This is a genomic window from Comamonas squillarum, assembly GCF_025309455.1.
Taxonomy (GTDB): Bacteria; Pseudomonadota; Gammaproteobacteria; order Burkholderiales; family Burkholderiaceae_C; genus Comamonas; species Comamonas squillarum.
The window spans coordinates 115,269-136,136 of the sequence record NZ_CP104377.1 but is presented as its reverse complement, the minus strand read 5'-3'; the positions used below and the strand labels follow the sequence as shown (position 1 = coordinate 136,136).

At 62.2% G+C, this 20,868-nt stretch carries 19 protein-coding genes; 10 read left to right on the top strand and 9 right to left on the bottom strand.

Features of this window, described 5'->3' with window-relative positions; all coding sequences use genetic code 11:
* The first annotated feature begins 167 nt into the window (after positions 1-167).
* Positions 168-2,633, top strand: coding sequence for an RNA polymerase sigma factor RpoD (rpoD, locus tag N4T19_RS00620; RefSeq protein WP_116925006.1), 2,466 nt, complete (start codon positions 168-170; stop codon positions 2,631-2,633).
* Between the two features lie 99 nt (positions 2,634-2,732).
* Here the strand turns inward: rpoD and N4T19_RS00615 are convergent.
* A protein-coding gene (locus N4T19_RS00615) for an IS3 family transposase (protein WP_260718296.1) occupies positions 2,733-4,108 on the bottom strand; the annotation gives its coding sequence in 2 pieces (ribosomal slippage) (positions 2,733-3,619 and positions 3,619-4,108; 1,377 coding nt in all).
* A gap of 128 nt (positions 4,109-4,236) precedes the next feature.
* Here N4T19_RS00615 and fdhD point away from each other — a divergent pair.
* The 3 genes from fdhD (at position 4,237) to N4T19_RS00600 (ending at position 6,158) form a co-directional block, all read left to right on the top strand.
* On the top strand, positions 4,237-5,067 hold the full coding sequence (gene fdhD, locus N4T19_RS00610; RefSeq protein ID WP_116925005.1) for a formate dehydrogenase accessory sulfurtransferase FdhD: 831 nt from the start codon (positions 4,237-4,239) through the stop codon (positions 5,065-5,067).
* A 318-nt stretch (positions 5,068-5,385) separates the two neighbouring features.
* Positions 5,386-5,691 carry a winged helix-turn-helix transcriptional regulator gene (locus tag N4T19_RS00605; protein ID WP_027010615.1) on the top strand — a complete coding sequence of 102 codons (306 nt, stop codon included), beginning with the start codon at positions 5,386-5,388 and terminating at the stop codon, positions 5,689-5,691.
* Between the two features lie 113 nt (positions 5,692-5,804).
* On the top strand, positions 5,805-6,158 hold the full coding sequence (locus N4T19_RS00600) for an FKBP-type peptidyl-prolyl cis-trans isomerase (protein WP_116925004.1): 354 nt from the start codon (positions 5,805-5,807) through the stop codon (positions 6,156-6,158).
* 100 nt (positions 6,159-6,258) lie between these two features.
* On the opposite strand, the gene N4T19_RS00595 is transcribed toward N4T19_RS00600, so the two are convergent.
* The gene (locus tag N4T19_RS00595; protein ID WP_260719176.1) at positions 6,259-8,295 is read right to left on the bottom strand and encodes a VC_2705 family sodium/solute symporter; all 2,037 of its coding nucleotides are present in this window, start codon (positions 8,293-8,295) and stop codon (positions 6,259-6,261) included.
* A complete protein-coding gene (locus tag N4T19_RS00590; protein WP_260719175.1) occupies positions 8,279-8,557 on the bottom strand; it encodes a hypothetical protein in 279 nt (92 codons plus the stop codon). The genes N4T19_RS00595 and N4T19_RS00590 overlap by 17 nt, the downstream gene beginning before the upstream one ends.
* A 212-nt stretch (positions 8,558-8,769) precedes the next feature.
* Here N4T19_RS00590 and N4T19_RS00585 point away from each other — a divergent pair, with 212 nt between their 5' ends.
* From N4T19_RS00585 to N4T19_RS00570, 4 genes are all read left to right on the top strand, one after another.
* Positions 8,770-9,981, top strand: a complete 1,212-nt coding sequence (locus N4T19_RS00585) for an ABC transporter substrate-binding protein (protein WP_027010617.1) — start codon at positions 8,770-8,772, stop codon at positions 9,979-9,981.
* A gap of 151 nt (positions 9,982-10,132) precedes the next feature.
* Positions 10,133-11,083: a hypothetical protein gene (locus N4T19_RS00580; RefSeq protein WP_260719174.1), complete on the top strand. Its 951-nt coding sequence runs from the start codon at positions 10,133-10,135 to the stop codon at positions 11,081-11,083.
* Between the two features lie 91 nt (positions 11,084-11,174).
* Positions 11,175-11,747, top strand: coding sequence for a sigma-70 family RNA polymerase sigma factor (locus N4T19_RS00575; protein WP_260719173.1), 573 nt, complete (start codon positions 11,175-11,177; stop codon positions 11,745-11,747).
* Complete coding sequence (locus N4T19_RS00570) at positions 11,744-12,718, top strand: hypothetical protein (protein WP_260719172.1); 975 nt, start codon at positions 11,744-11,746, stop codon at positions 12,716-12,718. Before N4T19_RS00575 ends, N4T19_RS00570 begins: the two co-directional genes overlap by 4 nt.
* A 100-nt stretch (positions 12,719-12,818) precedes the next feature.
* Here the strand turns inward: N4T19_RS00570 and N4T19_RS00565 are convergent, their stop codons facing one another.
* The 6 genes from N4T19_RS00565 to N4T19_RS00540 form a co-directional block, all read right to left on the bottom strand.
* The gene (locus N4T19_RS00565; protein ID WP_260719171.1) at positions 12,819-13,466 is read right to left on the bottom strand and encodes a LysE family translocator; all 648 of its coding nucleotides are present in this window, start codon (positions 13,464-13,466) and stop codon (positions 12,819-12,821) included.
* A 193-nt stretch (positions 13,467-13,659) separates the two neighbouring features.
* Positions 13,660-14,517, bottom strand: a complete 858-nt coding sequence (locus tag N4T19_RS00560; protein WP_260719170.1) for a siderophore-interacting protein — start codon at positions 14,515-14,517, stop codon at positions 13,660-13,662.
* Between the two features lie 257 nt (positions 14,518-14,774).
* Positions 14,775-15,380 carry a lipocalin family protein gene (locus N4T19_RS00555; RefSeq protein WP_260719169.1) on the bottom strand — a complete coding sequence of 202 codons (606 nt, stop codon included), beginning with the start codon at positions 15,378-15,380 and terminating at the stop codon, positions 14,775-14,777.
* Between the two features lie 133 nt (positions 15,381-15,513).
* Entirely contained in the window at positions 15,514-16,014 is a 501-nt protein-coding gene (locus N4T19_RS00550; protein ID WP_116924996.1) for an MgtC/SapB family protein, read from the bottom strand.
* A 106-nt stretch (positions 16,015-16,120) separates the two neighbouring features.
* Complete coding sequence (locus tag N4T19_RS00545; RefSeq protein ID WP_116924995.1) at positions 16,121-16,330, bottom strand: CsbD family protein; 210 nt, start codon at positions 16,328-16,330, stop codon at positions 16,121-16,123.
* A gap of 933 nt (positions 16,331-17,263) precedes the next feature.
* Positions 17,264-18,639 (bottom strand): IS3 family transposase gene (locus N4T19_RS00540; RefSeq protein ID WP_260718296.1). Its coding sequence is split into 2 segments (ribosomal slippage): positions 17,264-18,150 and positions 18,150-18,639, totalling 1,377 coding nucleotides; the frame shifts between segments, so codons are not numbered across the junction.
* Positions 18,640-18,816: 177 nt separating this feature from the next.
* Between N4T19_RS00540 and N4T19_RS00535 the strand changes: the two genes are divergently transcribed.
* A complete protein-coding gene (locus N4T19_RS00535; protein WP_165841128.1) occupies positions 18,817-19,113 on the top strand; it encodes a DNA-directed RNA polymerase subunit alpha C-terminal domain-containing protein in 297 nt (98 codons plus the stop codon).
* A gap of 380 nt (positions 19,114-19,493) precedes the next feature.
* On the top strand, positions 19,494-20,834 hold the full coding sequence (locus N4T19_RS00530) for a serine hydrolase domain-containing protein (RefSeq protein WP_409935142.1): 1,341 nt from the start codon (positions 19,494-19,496) through the stop codon (positions 20,832-20,834).
* Positions 20,835-20,868: the final 34 nt, after the last annotated feature.

Sequence of the window (20,868 nt, the reverse complement as noted above, 5' to 3'; positions counted from 1 at the left end):
AGGACTGCATTCCAAATGTTCGCCCCCACATCTTGCCTTGAGGCTTAGCGCCTCGTGCAGCCGCGTTATTCGCCACATTTTGTTGCGTTTTACCGCTGCAGTTTCAATGCGCCGGTGATGGCGCTTGCCAGTTTTCTTTGTGTGTTCTCTTTGCTCTGAGGGTGTCCATGCCAGCTACAAAGTCCGCGAAGTCGTCCGTCAAGTCGTCCACTACCACCAGCGCGGCCAAAAGTGCCAAAGCTACAGCAGCCAGCCCTGCCGCCCAACCGGCGGCCAAACGCGCGACTGCTGCAGCAGGCAAAACCGTAAAAGCCAGTGCTGCGCCCACCCCAGCCAAGGCAGCGACGAAGAAGGTTAGCTCCGTGTCCGAAAAACAACGCCTGTCCCAGGCCGAACTGCTCAAGGCAGCCGATGCCCTGCTCAATGCAGGCGCCCCCAAAAAGCGTGCCGCCAAGAAAAGCGAAGCCGCCGAAGAAGATACCCCGGTGAAGGCCAAGGCCGCCACCAAGACTGCGACCAAGGCCAAGACCGCCAAGGCCGAAGACGACAAGCCCAAGGCGCCGCGCAAGACCGCCGCCAAGACCACCAAGGCCAAAGCCAAGGACAAGGGCGATGAAGATATCGACGATACCGATTTCTCGGACATCGAAGAGGACATCGCGGGCGACAGCGAAGAGGTCGTAGAGGTCTCCGCATCGCCAGACGCGCCGACCGAAAAGGTCAAGCCGCTGCGCATGAAGGTCTCCAAGGCCAAGGAACGCGCCTTGATGAAGGAGTTCGGCCTCGACGAAGCCGTGCTGACCGAAGAGGAAATGTCCACCCGCCGCCAGCGCCTCAAAGCGCTGATCAAGCTGGGCAAGACGCGCGGCTACCTGACCAACGCCGAAATCTCCGACCACTTGCCCGACAAGCTGGTCGATGCCGAGACGCTGGAAGTGGTGATCTCCATGTTGAACGACATGGGCGTGGCCGTCTACGAACAGACGCCCGACGCAGAGACCCTGCTGCTGAACAACACCGGTCAATCGGCCACCACCGAAGAAGAAGCCGAAGAAGAAGCCGAAGCGGCTTTGTCGACGGTCGATTCCGAATTCGGCCGCACGACCGACCCGGTTCGCATGTACATGCGTGAAATGGGCACGGTCGAGCTGTTGACGCGCGAAGGCGAAATTGAAATCGCCAAGCGCATCGAAGGCGGCCTGCAGGACATGATGCTGGCCATCAGCGCATCGCCCGCGACCATTGCCGAGATTCTGGCAATGGGCGAAGAGATCCGCGAAGGCAAGGTGGTCATCTCCACCGTGGTGGACGGCTTCTCCGACGCCGACGAAAACGACGACTACGTGGCCGAAGAAGACTTCGACGAATACGACGAAGAGGACGACGACGACGGCAAGGGCGGCTCCAAGGCGCTGACCAAGAAGCTCGAAGAGCTCAAGAACGAGGCGCTGTCGCGCTTTGCCAAGCTGCAGTCGCTGTTCGAGCAACTGCACGCGGCCTATGACAAGAGCGGCTACGGCTCGTCCCAGTACACCAAGGTGCAGGACCAGCTGTCGGCCGAGCTGATGACCATCCGCTTTACAGCCAAGACCATTGAAAAGCTCTGCGACATGCTGCGCGAGCAGGTCGACAGCGTGCGCCAGAAAGAGCGTGCCCTGCGCAAGATCATTGTCGAGAAGTGCGGTCTGCCCCAGGAGAAGTTCATCCAGCTGTTCCCTGCCAACCTGCTCAACCTGCAATGGATCGAGAAGGAAGCGCAAGCGGGCAACAGCTGGAGCGCCATCATGGGCCGCAATATCCCGCCGGTGCAAGAGCTGCAGCAGAACCTGATCGATCTGCAAGCCCGCGTCGTTGTGCCGCTCGATGAGCTCAAGCTCATCAACAAGCGCATGAACGACGGCGAGCGCGCATCGCGCAATGCCAAGAAGGAAATGATCGAGGCGAACTTGCGCCTGGTGATCTCGATTGCCAAGAAGTACACCAACCGGGGTCTGCAGTTCCTGGATCTGATCCAGGAAGGCAACATCGGCTTGATGAAGGCCGTGGACAAGTTTGAATACCGCCGCGGCTACAAGTTCTCGACCTATGCGACCTGGTGGATTCGCCAGGCGATCACGCGCTCGATTGCGGACCAGGCCCGTACCATCCGTATTCCGGTGCACATGATCGAGACGATCAACAAGATGAACCGCATCAGCCGCCAGCACTTGCAGGAGTTCGGCTTTGAGCCCGATGCCTCCATCCTGGCCGAGAAGATGGAGATCCCGGAAGACAAGATCCGCAAGATCATGAAGATCGCCAAAGAGCCGATCTCGATGGAAACGCCGATCGGTGATGATGACGACAGCCACCTGGGTGACTTCATCGAAGACAGCGCCAACACGGCGCCGGTCGATGCAGCGATGCAGGCCGGTCTGCGCGATGTGGTCAAGGACATCCTCGATGGCCTGACCCCGCGCGAAGCCAAGGTGCTGCGCATGCGCTTCGGTATCGAGATGTCCACCGACCACACCTTGGAAGAAGTGGGCAAGCAATTTGACGTGACGCGTGAGCGCATCCGCCAGATCGAAGCCAAGGCGCTGCGCAAGCTCAAGCACCCCAGCCGCTCGGACAAGCTGCGCAGCTTCATCTAAGCGCTTGCCCAGCCCTGCAAGACCTGCGGATCGCAAGATCCGGATCTTCCCACCCAACCCCGCCTCTGAACTGACCCCAAGAAGTTGGACAGTTGGAAGCTAGGGACTGAAGGCCTGAATCCGGTATTGCACTGGACTCAGGCCTTTTAGTTTTAGCTTGATGCGTTGGTGATTGTAGTAATGGATGTAGTGGTGAAGACCTTCTTGAAGCTGCGCCACACTGCTGAACTTGTTGAGGTGGAAGAACTCGGACTTCAAGGTTCCGAAGAAGCTCTCCATCGCTGCGTTATCCAAGCAATTGCCCCGACGTGACATGCTTTGCACCAGGCCATGATCGGCCAGCAAGCGGCGATAGGCACGACTTTGGTACTGCCAGCCCTGGTCGGAATGCAGCAATGGTTTTTCCTCCCTGCCCAGCTTGCCTAGCGCCTTGCGCAACATGTCACCCACCATCTTCAAGCGCGGTTGCGTATTCATCTGATAGCTCACCACCTCGCCGTTGAATAGATCCATGACAGGCGACAGGTATAGCTTTTTACCCAAGACGTTGAACTCTGTCACGTCCGTCACCCATTTCTGGTTAGGCTGCTCGGCCATGAACTGGCGCTGCAACACATTGGCCACGCCCGCGTGCTGCCCGGCGCGATAGGAGCGATATTTCTTGGGCCGAACCAGGGACTTCATCCCCATTACCTGCATCAGGCGCTGCACGCTCTTGTGGTTCACATGACAGCCATTGCGCTTGAGTTCAAGCGCAATGCGCCGATAGCCATAGCGTCCTTTGTGAAGCTCGTAGACAGATCGGATCTGAGCCTTGAGCTCAGCGTATTTGTCGCCTCTCCTGTGCACTTGAGCCTGGTAATAGAAGGTGCTGCGCGCCAGCTTACCTGCCCGCAGCAAGTCCTTGAGGTCGTGATCTGGCCTTAGCTCAAGCACTATCCGCGCTTTTTCTGCGCAGCTTGTTTTTTCGCCTGAACCAAGGCCTCCAATTTTTTTAGGTACGCCACCTCCGCGCGCAGGTACTTCACCTCTTTGAGCAAATCTGCGTGCGAACGCGTGTCGTCCGCAGACATAACTGCTTGTGCCTGTGCGGGCTTGGCTGTGGGTGGGTTTGGCATCTTCTTGGAGCGTCCTCTTGGCCGGGGTGCAAGTGCTTGCGGCCCACCGTCATGATATTGCAGCTCCCAGGCGCTGATGACACCCGTGCCACCCCGGATATCAAACAAGGTAATCGTCTCTCGTGCAGACAGATCATCTCGCCACATCCGCTGCAACACTGCCAGTTTGAAGTCAGCGCTGTAGCGACTGAACTTCTTGCGCAACCCTGATAGGCCATGCTGCTGGTAGCTCTTTACCCAACGTCGCACTGTCGCTTGGTCGAGACCGTGAGCATGGGCCAGTGCTCTGAACCCATGCTGCCCCTGCACGTAGCCCTGGACAACTTCCAGCTTGTAACTCTCGTCGTACTTCGCCATGAAAAACACCCCAAAGGTTGGATGGATGTCCAACTTTTGGGGTGCAGTTCACTCGGCGGGGTTTGTTTTTGGGCGCAGACTGCCCACGGCGCAGACGCCGTCATTCGCTTTGCGTCACAATCAGCGCCATGCCTTCCGATCTGCCCCGCGCCGTCCAGCCCCTGCCCGCCACCGTGATCACGCCTGAGGGCGCGCTTTTGCGGCTGGATGCGGTTGCGGCCGAAGTGCCGGTGGCGCTGGTGTTCAATGGCATCTCGCATGCGGTGATGATGTGCAGCCCGCAGGACCTGGAGGTGTTTGCGCTGGGCTTTGCGCTGTCCGAGGGCATCATCGACCAGGCAGCCGACTGCTATGGCATCGAGGTGCAGTCGCTGGCGCCCTGCGGCACGGACCCGGAAGCACCGGGCATCAGCGTGGAGATGCAGATCGCCAGCCGCTGCTTTGTGCGCCTCAAGGAGCGGCGCCGCGCCCTCACCGGCCGCACTGGCTGCGGCATCTGCGGCATCGATTCGATGGACGCCCTCGATCTGGTGCCCGAGCCCCTGCCGCAGCTGCCCGACTGGGCCCAGCACCTGGACCTGGCGGCCTTGCAGACGGCGTTTTCTCAGCTGCCCCAGCTGCAGCTGCTCAACCAGCAGGCCGGCGCCGTCCATGCCGCTGGCTGGGCCACGCCGGCCGGGCAATTGCAGGTCGCCCTGGAGGACGTAGGCCGCCACAATGCGCTGGACAAGCTGCTGGGCCATATGGCGCACCAGCAGATGCTGGGCCAGCCCGGCTTGGTGGTGATGACCAGCCGCGCCAGCTACGAACTGGTGCGCAAATGCGCCCGCATGGGCCTGCCGGTGCTGGCCACCATCTCCGCGCCCACCACGCTCGCCATCCAGGTGGCCAACCAGGCCGGTATGCGCCTGTTTGGCCTGTGCCGGGGCCCGCGTGTGGTGCGCTACAGCACCCTCTGACAAGTTCCAGACAGGTACCAAACAGGCACCAGACGGGTGCCAGACAGCGGCAAAACCGGGCGCTGGCCCGGCGGCGCACCGGTGCCACTTCGGCGCTGCAGCGCCTTGCGGACGGCCTTTGCACACTCAAAAACCGTAGCAATTGAACAACACTTCCGCCGCCGCCTGGGTCCAATCGTCAGCTGCGCCTATACATCTTGGCTGAAGAGCTATTAAACTTGTAGCAGATGTTGCCGCGACGCCGATCGCACCCTCTCAGTGGATTTGCATGCGAAGGCCTGGGCCTCGCTCCTCAACACAGCGCAAGGAGACCCTTACATGAGCGCCAAGGAAAACACCGCCATCAACCAGCTCTTCGAGCGGTTGGAGTGCCGCTACGCTTTGCGTGTGCTCTGGGCATTGCGGGACGGACATCCCCAGACCTTCCGCTTGCTGCAAGACAGCGTGGGCGGCATCACGCCCAACACGCTCAACACCCGCATCAAGGAGCTGCGCGAGGCCGGCTTTCTCGACCACAACAGCGATGGCTACACGGTCACCCCCTCCGGGCAAGACCTGCTCAAGCGCCTGTCCGACGTGCAGGCCTTTGCCACGCGCTGGGTGGCGGCGCAGACCAAGAAGTAAATTCCCGCCCGCCGAAGCCCTTTTTTGCCCCCTGGAGCCCGCCTTGTGCGGGCTCTGTGTTTGGCAGGCGGGTATGATCGCTGCTGGTAGCAAAGCACTCACAAAGGATTTACATGACCACCGTCACCACCCCCTCCGGCCTGCAGTACGAAGACACGGAAGTTGGCACCGGCGCCGAAGCGGCCAAGGGCCAACAAGTCACCGTGCACTACACCGGCTGGCTCTTCAACAATGGCGAGCAAGGCGCCAAGTTCGACTCCAGCAAGGACCGCAATGACCCCTTCGTGTTCCCCCTGGGCGCCGGCATGGTCATCAAGGGCTGGGACGAAGGCGTGCAGGGCATGAAGGTGGGCGGCAAGCGCACGCTGATCATCCCCGCTGAACTGGGCTATGGTGCACGCGGCGCAGGCGGCGTGATTCCTCCCAACGCCACGCTCAAGTTCGATGTGGAACTGCTGAAGGTCTAAGCGACGCAGGCCCCCTGGCCTGTGATCCACACCTTCCCAAAAACTGCACATGGCGCCCAGCCTGTGCAGTTTTTTCATATCCGGGCCCGCCTGGTGGAGGCTATTTGGCGAGGGGCTCGGACTGGCTGGTGCAGCAGCTCACCGCCCAGGTCACGAACACGCCCAATGGCACGCCAAACACCGCGGCCAACGTGGGCTGGATGCCCCACCACAGATGGGCCGAGGCCTGCGCCCCGGGCGCCAGGCTGTTGATCGGCATGTTGACGACCATGTAGTACAAGGTGATGCCCAGGCCCGCAGCCATGCCGCAGACAGCGCCCCGCCGCGTAGCGCCGCGCCAGTACAGGCCCAGCAGCATGGCCGGCACAAAGGCCGCAGCAGCGATCGAGAACGAGGCCGACACCAACACCAAAATGCCCGAGCTGCGCACCGAGGCGACGGCCGCGGCCGCAAGCGCCACCAGCAGCAAGGTGAACTTGGACAGAATCACGCGCTGCTGCGGCGTGACCGACTTGCCCCGCTCGACCAGGTAGAGATCGCGCACCAGCGCATTGCTGATGGTCAACAGCAGACCATCGGCTGTCGATAGCGCAGCGGCCAGCCCGCCGGCCGCCACCAGGCCCGAGACCACAAATGGCAGGCCGCCCAGCTCGGGCGTGGCCAGCATGATCAGGTCGGCGCCCAGATGGATCTCGCCCCACTGCACAATGCCGTCGCCGTTCACATCCTCGATCGACAGCAAGGCGTTGTCCATGCGTGTCCACTGCGCAATCCAGGCCGGCAGCGCATCGAAATGGCTGCCCACCAGGCCTTGCATCACCTCCAGCTTGACCAGGGCGGCGAGCGCGGGCGCACTGGTGTAGAGCAGCACCACAAAGAACAAGGTCCAGACCACCGAGCTGCGCGCGGCAGCCGGGCTGGGCAAGGTGTAGTAGCGGGTGAGCAAATGCGGCAGGCCGGCGGTGCCCAGCATCAGGCAGAACATCAGCGCCATGAAGTTGCGCCGCGACAGGCTCTCTTGCTCCTGCGCGCTTTGCTCCGAGCCCAGCATCGGCGCATAGGGCAAGGTGTGCTGCGGCATGCCGCCCAGCGGCTGGGCGCGGGCATAGTTCTCGCGCATCGCCGCCGTCCACAGCTCGCGCGCGCTGGTCTCGTCCTGCGGCAGCGCCGCCAGCTCGCGCCCGGCGGCCAGCACCTGGTTCAGATCGGCATTGCTGATGCGCAGCTGCTGCACCTTCTCCTGCAGGCGCGTGCGCTCGGCCTCCAGTGCGGCGGGAATATTGCGCAGCCGCGATTCATACAGCATGCCCTTTTGCAAAAACACCAGCTCCACATCGCGCTCGGCCGAATCGCTCAGCAGCCCCTTCTCGTACTCGGCGATCTTGCTCAGATCCTGGGTGTAGGCCACGGCGGCGACCGGGCTGCCCAGGCGCTGGTAGGCCAGCCAGGAGACCGGAATCAGAAAGGCCAGCAGGATCATCACATACTGCGCGACCTGGGTCCAGGTGATGGCACGCATGCCGCCCAGAAAGGAGCAGACCAGCACGCCGCCCAGCCCCAGCATGATGCCGATCTCGAACTGCACGCCGGTCAGCCGCGAGGCGATCAGGCCCACCGCATAGATCTGCGCCACCACATAGGAAAACGAGCACATCACCGCAGCGACAGCGGCAATCACGCGCGGCCAGCGCCCGCCATAACGCAGCTGGAAAAAATCGGGCAAGGTGTAGAGATTGAGCGCACGCAGCTGCGGCGCAATCAGCAGCGCCACCAGCACAAAGCCGCCGCTCCAGCCCAGCAGGTAGGCCAACCCCCCGGCTTGCTGGCTGGTGCCGGCAAAGCCCTGCAAATACAGCGCGCCCGACAGCGATAAAAAGGACGCCGCGCTCATCCAGTCGGCCGCAGTGGCCATGCCGTTGTAGAGCGGCGGAATGCGGCGCCCCGCGACGTAGTACTCCTCCGAATCGGCCGTGCGCCCCCAGACGCCAATGGCCGCATACATCATCACCGGCACAAACAGAAAGAGCGGGCCGATCCACTGGCGCGACAGACCGGCGCGCTCGGCCCAGGCCACCAGGCCGATGAAGCAGCCCAGGCCCAGCAGGTACAGCACAAAGAACTTATGGTTTCGTGCCATGGTGACTGCGGGCAACCTGCACGTCTTTATCCGGATGGCGGTGCATGTACAAGGCGTAGCCGGCAACCAGCAGCACATACAGCACCGGCAGCACCGATGCCCCATAGAGGTAGGCCGTGCCATTGCCCCAGATCGCATCGATCTCGGGCGCCCAGTACAGGCCGCCAAAGGTGCTGAGCACCAGCACCAGCAAGACCAGCAGCTTCATCGCGTTGAGTGGCATGGGTTCAAAAGGGGCAGGGTTGGGGTGCGAGGAATCCATCGGGGCCTTTCAAGCCGAATGACTGAGACAGCAGCAGGCTGCAGCCAGCATTCTTGCATTTTGTCGCAGATGGGACTGGTTTGCCCAGCGCCTTAGGGGAAGCACCGTGATCGCCCGCGACATCGCTTTTGATAATGCCTGCACAGGCTTGGGCCGCGCTGCAGCAAAGCCGGGCACTGCCAACGACGACAAAAAACAGACAGGAGACAAGCATGACCCTTCGCACATCCACCGCTGCTGCCAGCTTGCTGGCATGCGCCACCTTGGCCGTCCAGGCCGCCGGCATCTCCGATGACAAGGTCAGGATCGGCGTGCTCAGCGACATGTCGGGCCAGTACGCAGACTCGGGCGGCAAAGGCTCGGTCGAGGCGGCCAAGATGGCGGTCGAAGACTTTGGCGCCAAGGTACTTGGCAAGCCGGTGGAAGTGGTCTTTGCCGACCACCAGAACAAGGCCGATATCGGCGGCACCAAGGCACGCCAGTGGTGGGATGCCGAAGGTGTGGACATGATCGTCGACATCAACAACTCGGCCATCGCCGGCGCGGTGTTCACGATGGCCAAGGAGCGCGGCAAGGTCGCCATCAGCACGGGCGCACTGTCCACCGGGCTGACCAATGAATTCTGCGGCCCCACCTCGATCCACTACACGGTCGATTCGTACTCGCTGGGCAAGTCGGCGGTGCAAAGTATCCTGGCCCAGGGTAAGAAGGACTGGTACATCGTGGCCGTCGATTACGCCTACGGCAAGGTGACGGCAGCCACGGTCACCGACTTCGTCAAGGAAGGAGGCGGCAAGGTGCTGGGCACCGTCTACCACCCCTTCAATGCCAGCGATTTCTCGTCCTTCATGATGCAGGCCCAGGCCAGCAAGGCGCAGGTGATCGCGCTGGCCAATGCCACGCAGGACACCGTCAACTCCATCAAGACGGCGCGTGAGTTTGGCATGACCAAGAACCTCACCTTTGTGCCCCAGCTGATCTACATCAACGATGCCCATGCGATGGGGCTGGAGCTGGGCCAGGGCCTGACCTTTGCGACCGCTTTCTACTGGGACCGCAACGATGCCTCGCGCGAATGGGCCAAAAAATACCAGGCCCGCATGAAGAAGATGCCCTCGATGAACCAGGCCAGTGTCTACTCGGCCGTCACCCAGTACCTCAAGGCCATCGAGGCGGCGGGCACCGACGACGGCCTGGCCGTGACCAAGCAGCTCAAGACCATGAAGATCAACGACATGTTCTCGCAAAACGGCTATGTGCGCGAGGATGGCCGCATGGTGCATGACATGTTCCTGGTGCAGATGAAGACCCCCAAGGAATCCAAGGGCCCCTGGGACTACTACAAGATCCTCGACACCATCCCGGGCGAACAGGCCTTCCAGCCGCTGTCCAAGAGCACCTGCTCGCTGGTCACGCAGAAGTAAGCGCGGTTGCAGCGCAGGCGCCGTGGGAGCGCCTGCGAAAGCACCTGCCAAGGCGACTTACAAATAAATACGATTGCGGGCGGGGCCTTTTAACCCCTTGCGGGCGGGCAGCGCGATTCAGGGCAGACCACCACTTCTGCAGCGCCCTGCCATGCACACCATCCTCCCCCCCGCCCCTGCTTCGTGCCGCGCACGCAAGCCCCGTACCCTCCACGCACTGGCCGCATGGGCCCTGCTTGCCAGCATCCTGCTGGGCAGCCTGCCCGCACAGGCCAGCCAGCTGGCCGATGTGCAGATCATTGACCGCAGCAGCGGCCAGCGCCTGCCGCTGTACTACCACCAGGGCGAATACTGGGTGGCGGGCCAGCCGGGCAGCAGCTATGCGGTCGATATCAACAACCGCAGCCGGGGCCGCATCCTGGCCGTGCTCAGCATTGATGGCATCAACGCCATCAGCGGCCAGGCCGCCGCAGCCGTGCCCGACGATGGCTATGTGCTGGGCAGCGGCCAGCAATGGGCCATTGCAGGCTGGCGCAAGAGCGAACAGCAGGTGGCGGCCTTCTATTTCTCGCACAGCGAAGACGCTTATGCCGCACGCACCGGCCGGCCGCGAGATATCGGCGTGATCGGCGTCGCGGTGTTCCGCGAGCGCGCCCCCCTGCCCCAGCCCCCGATCGCACGCAACAGTGCCGCGCAAAAAAGCACGGCACCGGCTGCCGAAGCCAGCATCGCCGATAGTGCAGCGCCTGCGATGCCCAGCGCCTCGGTGCAGCCGCCCACAGCCGCTCCTGCGGCATCTGCGGCCCTCAGTGCCTCGGCCGCCGCAGAATCGCGCCAGGCCAGCGCGCCGGCCGCCGCGCCCACGCCGGTGGCACCGCGCCTGGGCACCGGCCATGGCGCGCTGGAGCGCTCCGCCACACGGACCACCGAGTTCCACAGCGCCAGCAGCAGCCCGGCGCAGATCATCCGCATACGCTACGACAGCTATGCCAACCTGGTGGCCCAGGGCGTCATCCGCGCGCCACAGCCCGCCGTGCAGCCGGCGCCCCGCCCCTTTCCGGCATCGCCCTCTGGCTATGTACCTGATCCGCCTGCCTATTGAGGGCCAGCAGCCGCAGGCATCGCCGTGCTGCGGCGTGCGATTTTCTCCACATGGGCCACCAGCGGGCGCAGGCTTTTGCATAATCTGCCGCATGGTAGATGCACTGCAAGACGACCAAGCGCTGATGCTGGCCTACGCCGGCGGCCAAGTCGCGGCGTTTGAGCAGCTCTACCAACGCCACAGCCAGCGCCTGTGGCGCTATTTTTTCCGCAATACCGGCAATGCTGCGCTCGCCGATGACCTGGCGCAGGAGACCTGGTTTGCCGTGGTCGATGGCGCCCAGCGCTACCAACCCCAGGCCCAGTTCATGACCTGGGCGTTTACCCTGGCCCACCACAAACTGGTGGACCACTGGCGCCGCCACAAAGCCCACCGCAGCCTCGATGAAGAGGACAGCGAAGGCATGCGCCTGGCCGAGACCTTGTTTGCCAACTCCGGCTTTGACCCCGAGCGCCTGCAAGGCCGCAAGGACCTGGCGCGTGCTTTGCTCGCTGCCCTGGCCCAGTTGCCGCCCGAACAGCGCGAGGCCTTTTTGCTGCAGGCTGAGGCCGATATGTCGGTGGCCGACATTGCCGCGGCTACGCAGGTGACCCAGGAAACCGCCAAAAGCCGCTTGCGCTATGCCCGCGCCAAACTGCGCCAGGCCATCGAGGTGACCGCATGAACACACCGCAAGACCCCAAGCGGCCCGATGCCCTGGTCGACCTGTACCGCGAGGCCAGCGCGCAGGACGCCGGCCCGAGTGACGCCAGCACGGCGCAGATCCTGGCCCATGCGCGCGCCAAAGCCGCACAGGGCCCCGGGCCAGCCGCTACGCCTACCGATCTGGACAGCCCCGGTCAGCCAGGCCAGCACTTCCGGGGCGAGGCCGCCAATGACCGCCGCTGGTGGCTGCAGGCCCTGGGCAGCCTGGCTGCCATTGGCCTGGTCAGCTGGCTGGCGCTGCAGCACCTGAATGAGCCCGGCGCGCCGCAGCTGGAGGCGCCGCAGATGGACAGCGCGCCCAGCGCTGCATCGGCACCGCCTCCACCACCTAGCGCACCCGCCGCACCCACCGCCGCCGACAGGGCGGCGAGCCCCGACAGCGCCAAGATGCGCAGCGAAGTGGCGCCCATGGGCCAAGCAGCAAGCTCTGCCGCCGATGCAGCGCCCCCGCCTGCCCCCGCTTCTGCTGGCGCAGGCGCGAGCAGCGCCAATACCGCACCCGCGCCAGCCATCGCACCCGCCCCGCAGGCAGAGCCCCGCATGCCGCCGGCAGCCGCGCCTACGCCAGTAGCGCCGCCGATGCCAGCACCTGCGGCACCCGCTACAGCCGCCGTTGCACCCGCATACCCTGCTGTCTCACCCGCTGCCAGAAAGCAGGCCGCCGAAGAAAAACGCGCGGCTGAGCGGCCAGCGCCACCGATAGCCGCAGCACCGGCTGCATCAGAAGCTGCCTCCGCGCTGGCCGCTGCGCCCACCCTGCCCCCATGCAGCGCCGATCTGGACCCCCAGGCCCTGGCCGAGCAGCGCCGCCGCATCCCTGCCTATGACAAGGCCTTGGCCGCTGGCTTGCCAGCACCTGCACCGCTGCCGGTATGCCGCCCCGCGCCCGCCCATGAGGCAGAGCCTGCACAGCCAGTGGACAGCCGCTGAGTCCCCGCCAAGCAGTGTGCAGACATAAAAAAACAGGCCTGCATGTAGCAGGCCTGTTGGCTTGGTATCAGCGAAGAAGTGGTGCAGGATTTAGGCAGACCTAAGCCAGCAGGTCATAGAGCCCATAGCCCAACCCGGCAACGCCAATGGCCAGCAGCAGGCAGGAGGCCACCAGCAAGATGCGCTTTTCGCGGGCGGGCGAAATCAAGCTGCGCACCAGGAGCGCAATGAGGCCCAGCATGCTGAAATCCAGCACCACCCAGACAACGGTCAGCACCGCCAGGCTGTGGTCGGGCGCAGGCAACACGCCCATGAACTGAGGCAAGAACGAGGCAAAGAAAATGATGTCCTTGGGGTTGGAGACACCAAGGATAAAGCCCTGGCTGAAGCCGCCTTGCTGGCTGCCGGTGGCCGGTTCCGCAGTCATGGCCCCGCCGGGCTGGGCATCCATCACCCAGGCGTCGCGGATCATGCCCCAGGCAATCCAGACAATGTAGAGGCAGCCGGCCACGCGCACCAGCTTGAACGCAGATTCATCGATAACCAGCAAGCCCTTGATCAGCAGCGCCGACAGAAAAATCAGCACCAGCGATGCCAGGTTGGTGCCACAAATGGTGGCAAACGCATGGCGCATGCCGCCCACGAGGCCCGCTCGGGCCACCAGCAAGGTCACGGAGCCCGGGGTGATCAGCAAGGTAATGACCGACAGCGCAAACAGAAACACCAGCGAAAGATTGAGTTCAGACATGGGCAGCAGAGAGCGGGAAGAACGCGCGCCTGCAGTGCAGGGCAAAAAGCGCGATTGTGCCGCGAAGCACCGCGCAATTCAATGTATTGGGCAGTCACTTGCCAAGCAGCGCCAGCGCCCATCCGCCGATAAAAAACCGGGCCGCTCGCCCGGTGGGTGAATGCGGCTGGCGCGTGCTTACATCGCCCTGGCGTTAAATCGCAATCCCCAGGTCATCCCAGTCCGCCAGCTTGCCGCCAGCGGCGGTGAATTTTTGGTACGCGCTTTGGCGTTCGGCATCGATTTCGGTATTGCTCGCGCCACGCTTCCAGTATCCAGCAATCGACACATCGGCCTTGTCCATGCCCAGCTCCGACTGGAAGTATTTGCGCATCGCGCGCATCTCATCGCGCTCACCCGCGCCCCAGATCACATGGCCAGCTGCGCCCGCCAACTGGCGCGCCTGCTGCAGCAACGGGTCGCGCCCATGCCCTGGCAAGCGCTGCAGCTGCAGGCCAGCCACCCGTGGCAGCTCTGCAATCCCATGCAGATCGTCGCTGGCAATCCAGCCTACGCCGCCCAGCCCTGCGGGCCAGCGTTGCAAGATCGAGTAGAGCGCGGGCAGGCCCGAATCATCACAAAACAGCGCCACAGGCCGGCCCTTGGCGTCGGGCAGCACGATGTTGACGCGGGGGCCTGTCAGCCGTACCTGCTGGCCAATGGCAGCCTGCGCGGCCCAGCGCATCATGGGGCTGTCGCCGCCATGCATCACCACATCAAACTCGGCGCAGCGGCTGTGCGGCGCAAAGCTTCGCACGGTATAGACGCGCGAGACCGCAGGTGCCTGAAGATCCGGGTACACACGGAAAGCCACATTCGCCTCATCCCAGACCGGGTCGTTGCCGACATCGCCCAGATGCATGCCCACCCGCAAGGTGTGGGGCGACGGGCGCTGCAGCGAGACGATGGTGGCATCGATCTGGTGCAGTCCGCGCTGGTGCTCCTGGTCGCGAGGCGCCTGCGCGGCGACTGGGCTGGAAGATGGGTTGGAAGAAGCGGAGGAATGGGACATCGATACACAGACCGCATGGGCCATCGAGTGCGTGGAGAAAAGAGCTTGGCTGGCTGACAGACCGCAAGGGCCTGCCGGTGGCTAGCAAAAACGACCTTGGAGACGCTGAGGTCCCGGGTCGCCCCACGATGAAACGGATGCAAAGAGCCGCGCTGTGGCTGACGCTCTCGATGGCGGGATCATAAACCAGTTGAGAATGAATATCATTTAATACCCATACCTTTCACGCAGCCTTTGCAGCCAGCTATGCACTGATCTTACGCCGCCTTGCTGCTCTCGACCATCTCCAGCGCCGCGCCATGCGGCACCCGGATCAGCCGATGGGCATCGACCCCATTGCTGGCGGCGATGGCCACCAGGCGTGTGTAGGTAGCTTCATCGATGCTCGGCGTGCGCGACAGAATCCAGGCGTACTTGGCCGCATCACCGACCACCACGGCGTGTCCTGCATCATGGTCGACATAGACCACATGGTAGCCGGCATATAAAGGGCGAAAGAACGACACCTTCAGCGAGCCCAGTTCCGGGCCGGACAGCAGCTTGGCCACCGCAGTTGCCGACTTCCATTGGCCACGCTCCGGGTCAAAACCGCGATTGGTGACCTGCACCGTGCCATTGTCTTGCAACAAGTAGTCTGCGGTGCAGGAGGTCAGTCCGCGCTCAAACACATAGTCAATCCGTGCCAGCTCATACCAGTGGCCCATGTACTGCCGGACATCGAAGTCCTGCACAGGGCGAACATTCTTGGGCACCCTCACCCGCTGGCCGGTGTACCACAGCGCAGACACTGCAGCCGTCAAGGCCATGGCCAGCGGCAAGGAGGAGGTTCTGGAGGAGGCCGATGCCTCAGGTGTGCGGCGCATAAGAGGGTTCCTTCCAACAAAACCCTTTTGTACCGCCGATGGCAAGCGGCCTGCGTAGGCCTTGCCACGGCAGCGGCCTAGGTGCATTCCGACAAGGCGTCAGGGTCTGCACCGCGCGCCCTGCAGCGGCGCATCAATTGCCTTTTTTGGGCACCACATTCTTGGGCAGCACCATCAGCACAAAGAGCGCAAACAAGGTGCACAAAATGGCAGCGGCCTCTTCACCTGCGCCCACCGCCATGCCTATCGCTGCGGTGAACCAGATGCCTGCGGCGGTGGTCAGGCCCTTCACATCCTCGGTGTTTTCCTTGGCGGGTTTCAAGATGGCGCCCGCTCCCAAAAAGCCCACGCCAGCAATCAGCCCCTGGATCACCCGGCTGGAGTCCATCGGCGTCATGCCCATCAGTTGCGCCACGGCCAAAAAGGTGGCCGCCCCCATGGCCACCAGCATGTGCGTGCGCAGGCCGGCAGCCTTGCCGCTGGCCTCTCTTTCATAGCCCAGCATGCCACCCAGCAGGGCCGCAAGCAGCAGCTTGAAAATGATGCGCGTGGCCTGCGCCAGATCGGTCAGATCAGACAGCTCGCCAGCGATGGTGTGAATGATGGTTTGGAACGCGGAGTCAGAAGCATTCATGGCTCGGGCCTTGGTGCATCACGCAGCAAGGCGGCCACGTTCCATGGCCGCCTGCATGCAGAAAGTAAAAAGACCTCCCTCGCAAAAGCCAGGGAGGCTGCTTGAATTACCAGCGGTAATTGTTCTTGGTTTCCCAATCCTTGACCTGCTGCTCGGCAGCATCTTTCGCAATACCTTCACGCTCTTGGATGCGGCCCACCAGCTGCTCGCGCTTGCCGTCGACCACGTCCAGATCATCATTGGTCAGCTTGCCCCACTGCTCTTGGACCTTGCCCTTGAATTGCTTCCAGTTGCCTTTGATCGTGTCTTCGTTCATCTGTCACTCCTTGCGGGTTTGCGGGTTAATCGGCTTGTGTGGTTCCAGTGTCACACCCTCACGGCCCCCGCATTGCAGTCGTGCAAGCAGCATTACCGTAGGGACTCTCCCACAGCGTGGCGAACACGGCGGATTTGCGCCCCCTATACAACAGAGCATGGCTTTGTCTATGGCCATTCCATACCCAGTACATCTTGTAAAGCGCATACTGGGGGTGGCGACGAGGAGCGGCCTCGCATAGAACCGGCATTCCAGCGATATTCAAGGAGTTGAAAGCCATGACTTATGCATCCAAACCCCTTCCGGCTCAGGCACTGAGCCAAGAAGAGATTCAAGCCCGTTATGAAAAGGACCGAATTTCTTACCCCGACGGTGTTCCCCACTCCCGTATCACCTGGATAGAAAGGCCAGAGTACAAAGGCAATGAACTCAGTTACCGGGGCCAAAAGCCCAAGACGATCGTGACCTTGGCCAGCTCGGCAAGTCCGACCATCCCCTCTTAGAACCTGTTCAAAGTCTCCTCGCGCCGCGACAGTGTCTTTGCGAGATGGGATGCGAGGGGGGCGCCCAGCCGCGCAATACCGCAGCAATAGCCATGATGCTATTGCGAGGATTTGCAACGACGCAGACCCGCTCCCTAGCCGGGCGCCCCTTCCCGGGCAGCGCAAAGCCACTGTCCCTACGGGTTGGAGTGAAATCGGGCGATTTCTGCGCGCTGGCCCTTGCTTGCACCCCGGTGCAAGCTGCGTTCCATCCCTTCGAACTCATCCCGATTGCACTCCAACGCGGCTGCGTAGAGACTTTGAACAGGTTCTTAGCGCCATGCCTTTGGTGCACTAAACCTTGGCCCGTTGACGGGTGATTCTCCACCCACCCTTGCCACTTTTGCAAGCCCTCTTGTGAACTGACCCCAAGAAGTTGGACAGTTGGAAGCTAGGGACTGAAGGCCTGAATCCGGTATTGCACTGGACTCAGGCCTTTTAGTTTTAGCTTGATGCGTTGGTGATTGTAGTAATGGATGTAGTGGTGAAGACCTTCTTGAAGCTGCGCCACACTGCTGAACTTGTTGAGGTGGAAGAACTCGGACTTCAAGGTTCCGAAGAAGCTCTCCATCGCTGCGTTATCCAAGCAATTGCCCCGACGTGACATGCTTTGCACCAGGCCATGATCGGCCAGCAAGCGGCGATAGGCACGACTTTGGTACTGCCAGCCCTGGTCGGAATGCAGCAATGGTTTTTCCTCCCTGCCCAGCTTGCCTAGCGCCTTGCGCAACATGTCACCCACCATCTTCAAGCGCGGTTGCGTATTCATCTGATAGCTCACCACCTCGCCGTTGAATAGATCCATGACAGGCGACAGGTATAGCTTTTTACCCAAGACGTTGAACTCTGTCACGTCCGTCACCCATTTCTGGTTAGGCTGCTCGGCCATGAACTGGCGCTGCAACACATTGGCCACGCCCGCGTGCTGCCCGGCGCGATAGGAGCGATATTTCTTGGGCCGAACCAGGGACTTCATCCCCATTACCTGCATCAGGCGCTGCACGCTCTTGTGGTTCACATGACAGCCATTGCGCTTGAGTTCAAGCGCAATGCGCCGATAGCCATAGCGTCCTTTGTGAAGCTCGTAGACAGATCGGATCTGAGCCTTGAGCTCAGCGTATTTGTCGCCTCTCCTGTGCACTTGAGCCTGGTAATAGAAGGTGCTGCGCGCCAGCTTACCTGCCCGCAGCAAGTCCTTGAGGTCGTGATCTGGCCTTAGCTCAAGCACTATCCGCGCTTTTTCTGCGCAGCTTGTTTTTTCGCCTGAACCAAGGCCTCCAATTTTTTTAGGTACGCCACCTCCGCGCGCAGGTACTTCACCTCTTTGAGCAAATCTGCGTGCGAACGCGTGTCGTCCGCAGACATAACTGCTTGTGCCTGTGCGGGCTTGGCTGTGGGTGGGTTTGGCATCTTCTTGGAGCGTCCTCTTGGCCGGGGTGCAAGTGCTTGCGGCCCACCGTCATGATATTGCAGCTCCCAGGCGCTGATGACACCCGTGCCACCCCGGATATCAAACAAGGTAATCGTCTCTCGTGCAGACAGATCATCTCGCCACATCCGCTGCAACACTGCCAGTTTGAAGTCAGCGCTGTAGCGACTGAACTTCTTGCGCAACCCTGATAGGCCATGCTGCTGGTAGCTCTTTACCCAACGTCGCACTGTCGCTTGGTCGAGACCGTGAGCATGGGCCAGTGCTCTGAACCCATGCTGCCCCTGCACGTAGCCCTGGACAACTTCCAGCTTGTAACTCTCGTCGTACTTCGCCATGAAAAACACCCCAAAGGTTGGATGGATGTCCAACTTTTGGGGTGCAGTTCATTGGAGGGCTTTTTTCTTGCACAGCGCGGCATGCGCCGCTTCTCGCAGCAGCCCGCGGGGTTGTAAGCTTGTATGAGGACTCGGGTGCTAGGATTGCGACTCGCAACACAACCCTGTCTCTATCTGATGTCTCCGCTGAACGGTGCGCAAGCCGCGCACGCCACTCCGCTTGCAGGAAAGCTCTCCAACCGCGCATTCAACGCCCTGGCCCGCCACAACATCACGACCGTGGAAGAAGTCATCGCCGCCTATCCCGAGCGGCTGCTCAAACTGGCCGGCTTTGGCCTGCAGTCCCTGCGCGAGGTGGAGGCCGTTTTCTTTCCAGGTCAGTGCTATCTGGCTGAACTCAAAGATGGGCAACGCCCCACCAAGAAGATGCATGGCGCCCCGCTGGCTGCCTTGGGCCTGGCCACGGCGGCCTGAGCCGCTGACGGGCCGATATGCGATCCCCATATCGCCATCGCCAGCGCCAGCGTGTGCAGCATGCCCCAGGCCAAGCTGACCTGCTCAACAACGAAGCGGCCATCTCGCAAGGAGACAGCGCCTTGTAACGCATGCGGCCCATAGCCCCGCACCGCCGACGCCAGCGCAGCCTCAGCATGTACATGCGCCCAGCGATCAACAGGCCGCCCACTCTGGGGCTATTTCGCTGCAGCAAAACGCACCAAACGCTGAATATGCGCCCCCTTGATGGCTGCGGTATTCGGATGCGGTCGGGGAAGTATTTATGGCGCGCGATGAAACCATCAGCATATCGTGCTCTGTAAGATACTGCGATAAACACATCTGCATGGAGCTAGAGCATGGCAGCACCGCAATGGTTGAATCGCGCATCACGCCTTGTCGCCGCATCGCTTTTGGGGGCGGTCAACGCCGTTGCGGCTCCCGCTTCGCCTCCGCAACCCTATCCCGACGCTGCAGACAGCGACCCCGTCAAACTGGGCTGGATGGTGGGGTCGCCGCCGCCTGCAGACCGCATTCTGCGGTTTGACGACGGCTCGTATTTCCAATTCCCGGCGATGCGCTGGAGTGTCTCGCACTTTCGCGAGCTGATGCCGACCGTCAATATCTCGCGAGGACTGCGGCCTGCCGCTACGCTGCGCAGCGCCTTGCGCGATGATATTGACGGCGTGGAATTCAAGCGCCTCGATACCGGTGAAACAATGCGCTGGCGGGACTCACTGGCCGCCAACTACACCGACGGCATCGTCGTGCTGCACAAGGGCCGCATTGTTTACGAGCGCTATGCCGGCGCACTCCGGCCCGATGGCCAGCATGCGGCGATGTCGGTCACCAAGTCCTTTGTCGGCACCTTGGCAGCGATGCTGGTCGCAGAGGGGACACTGGACCCCAACCGCAAGGCCGCAGACTATGTGCCCGAACTCGCCATGTCTGCCTTTGGCAGCGCCACGGTGCGCCAGGTGATGGACATGACCACCGGCATCCGGTTCAGCGAAGACTATGCCGACCCCCAGGCAGAGGTCTGGGCCCATGCGACCGCAGGCAATCCACTGCCCAAGCCCAAAGACTTCACGGGCCCGCGCAGCTACTATGAGTTTTTACAAACGGTCCAGCCGCAAGGCATGCACGGTGAGGCATTTGGCTACCGCACCGCCAATACCGATGCGCTGGGTTGGATCATTGCGCGCATCAGCGGCCAGTCCGTCGCGCAGCTCTTGTCCAGCCGCATCTGGAGCCGCCTGGGCGCCGAGCAGGATGCCTATATGTCCGTCGACGCGACCGGTACCCCATTTGCCGGCGGCGGCTTGAACACGGGCCTGCGAGACCTGGCGCGCTTTGGCGAGATGGTGCGCAACAACGGCTTTTTCAATGGCCAGCAAATCATCCCTGCAGCCGCGATCGCCGACATCCGCCAAGGCGGCAAGCCTGCCGACTTTGCCAAAGCCGGCTACGCCCTCTTGCCGGGTTGGAGCTACCGCAATATGTGGTGGGTCACGCACAATGCCCACGGCGCCATTGCCGCACGCGGCGTGCATGGGCAGGCGCTCTATATCGATCCGACAGCAGAGATGGTCATTGCAAGATACGGCTCGCACCCGGTGGCTGCTAATGCGGCAAATGATCCGACGTCATTGCCTGCGTTTGAAGCGCTGGCGCGGCATTTGAAGAAACACCCGCGTTAGGAATATTGAGATTTCGTGGCGAAAACCTTGCCAC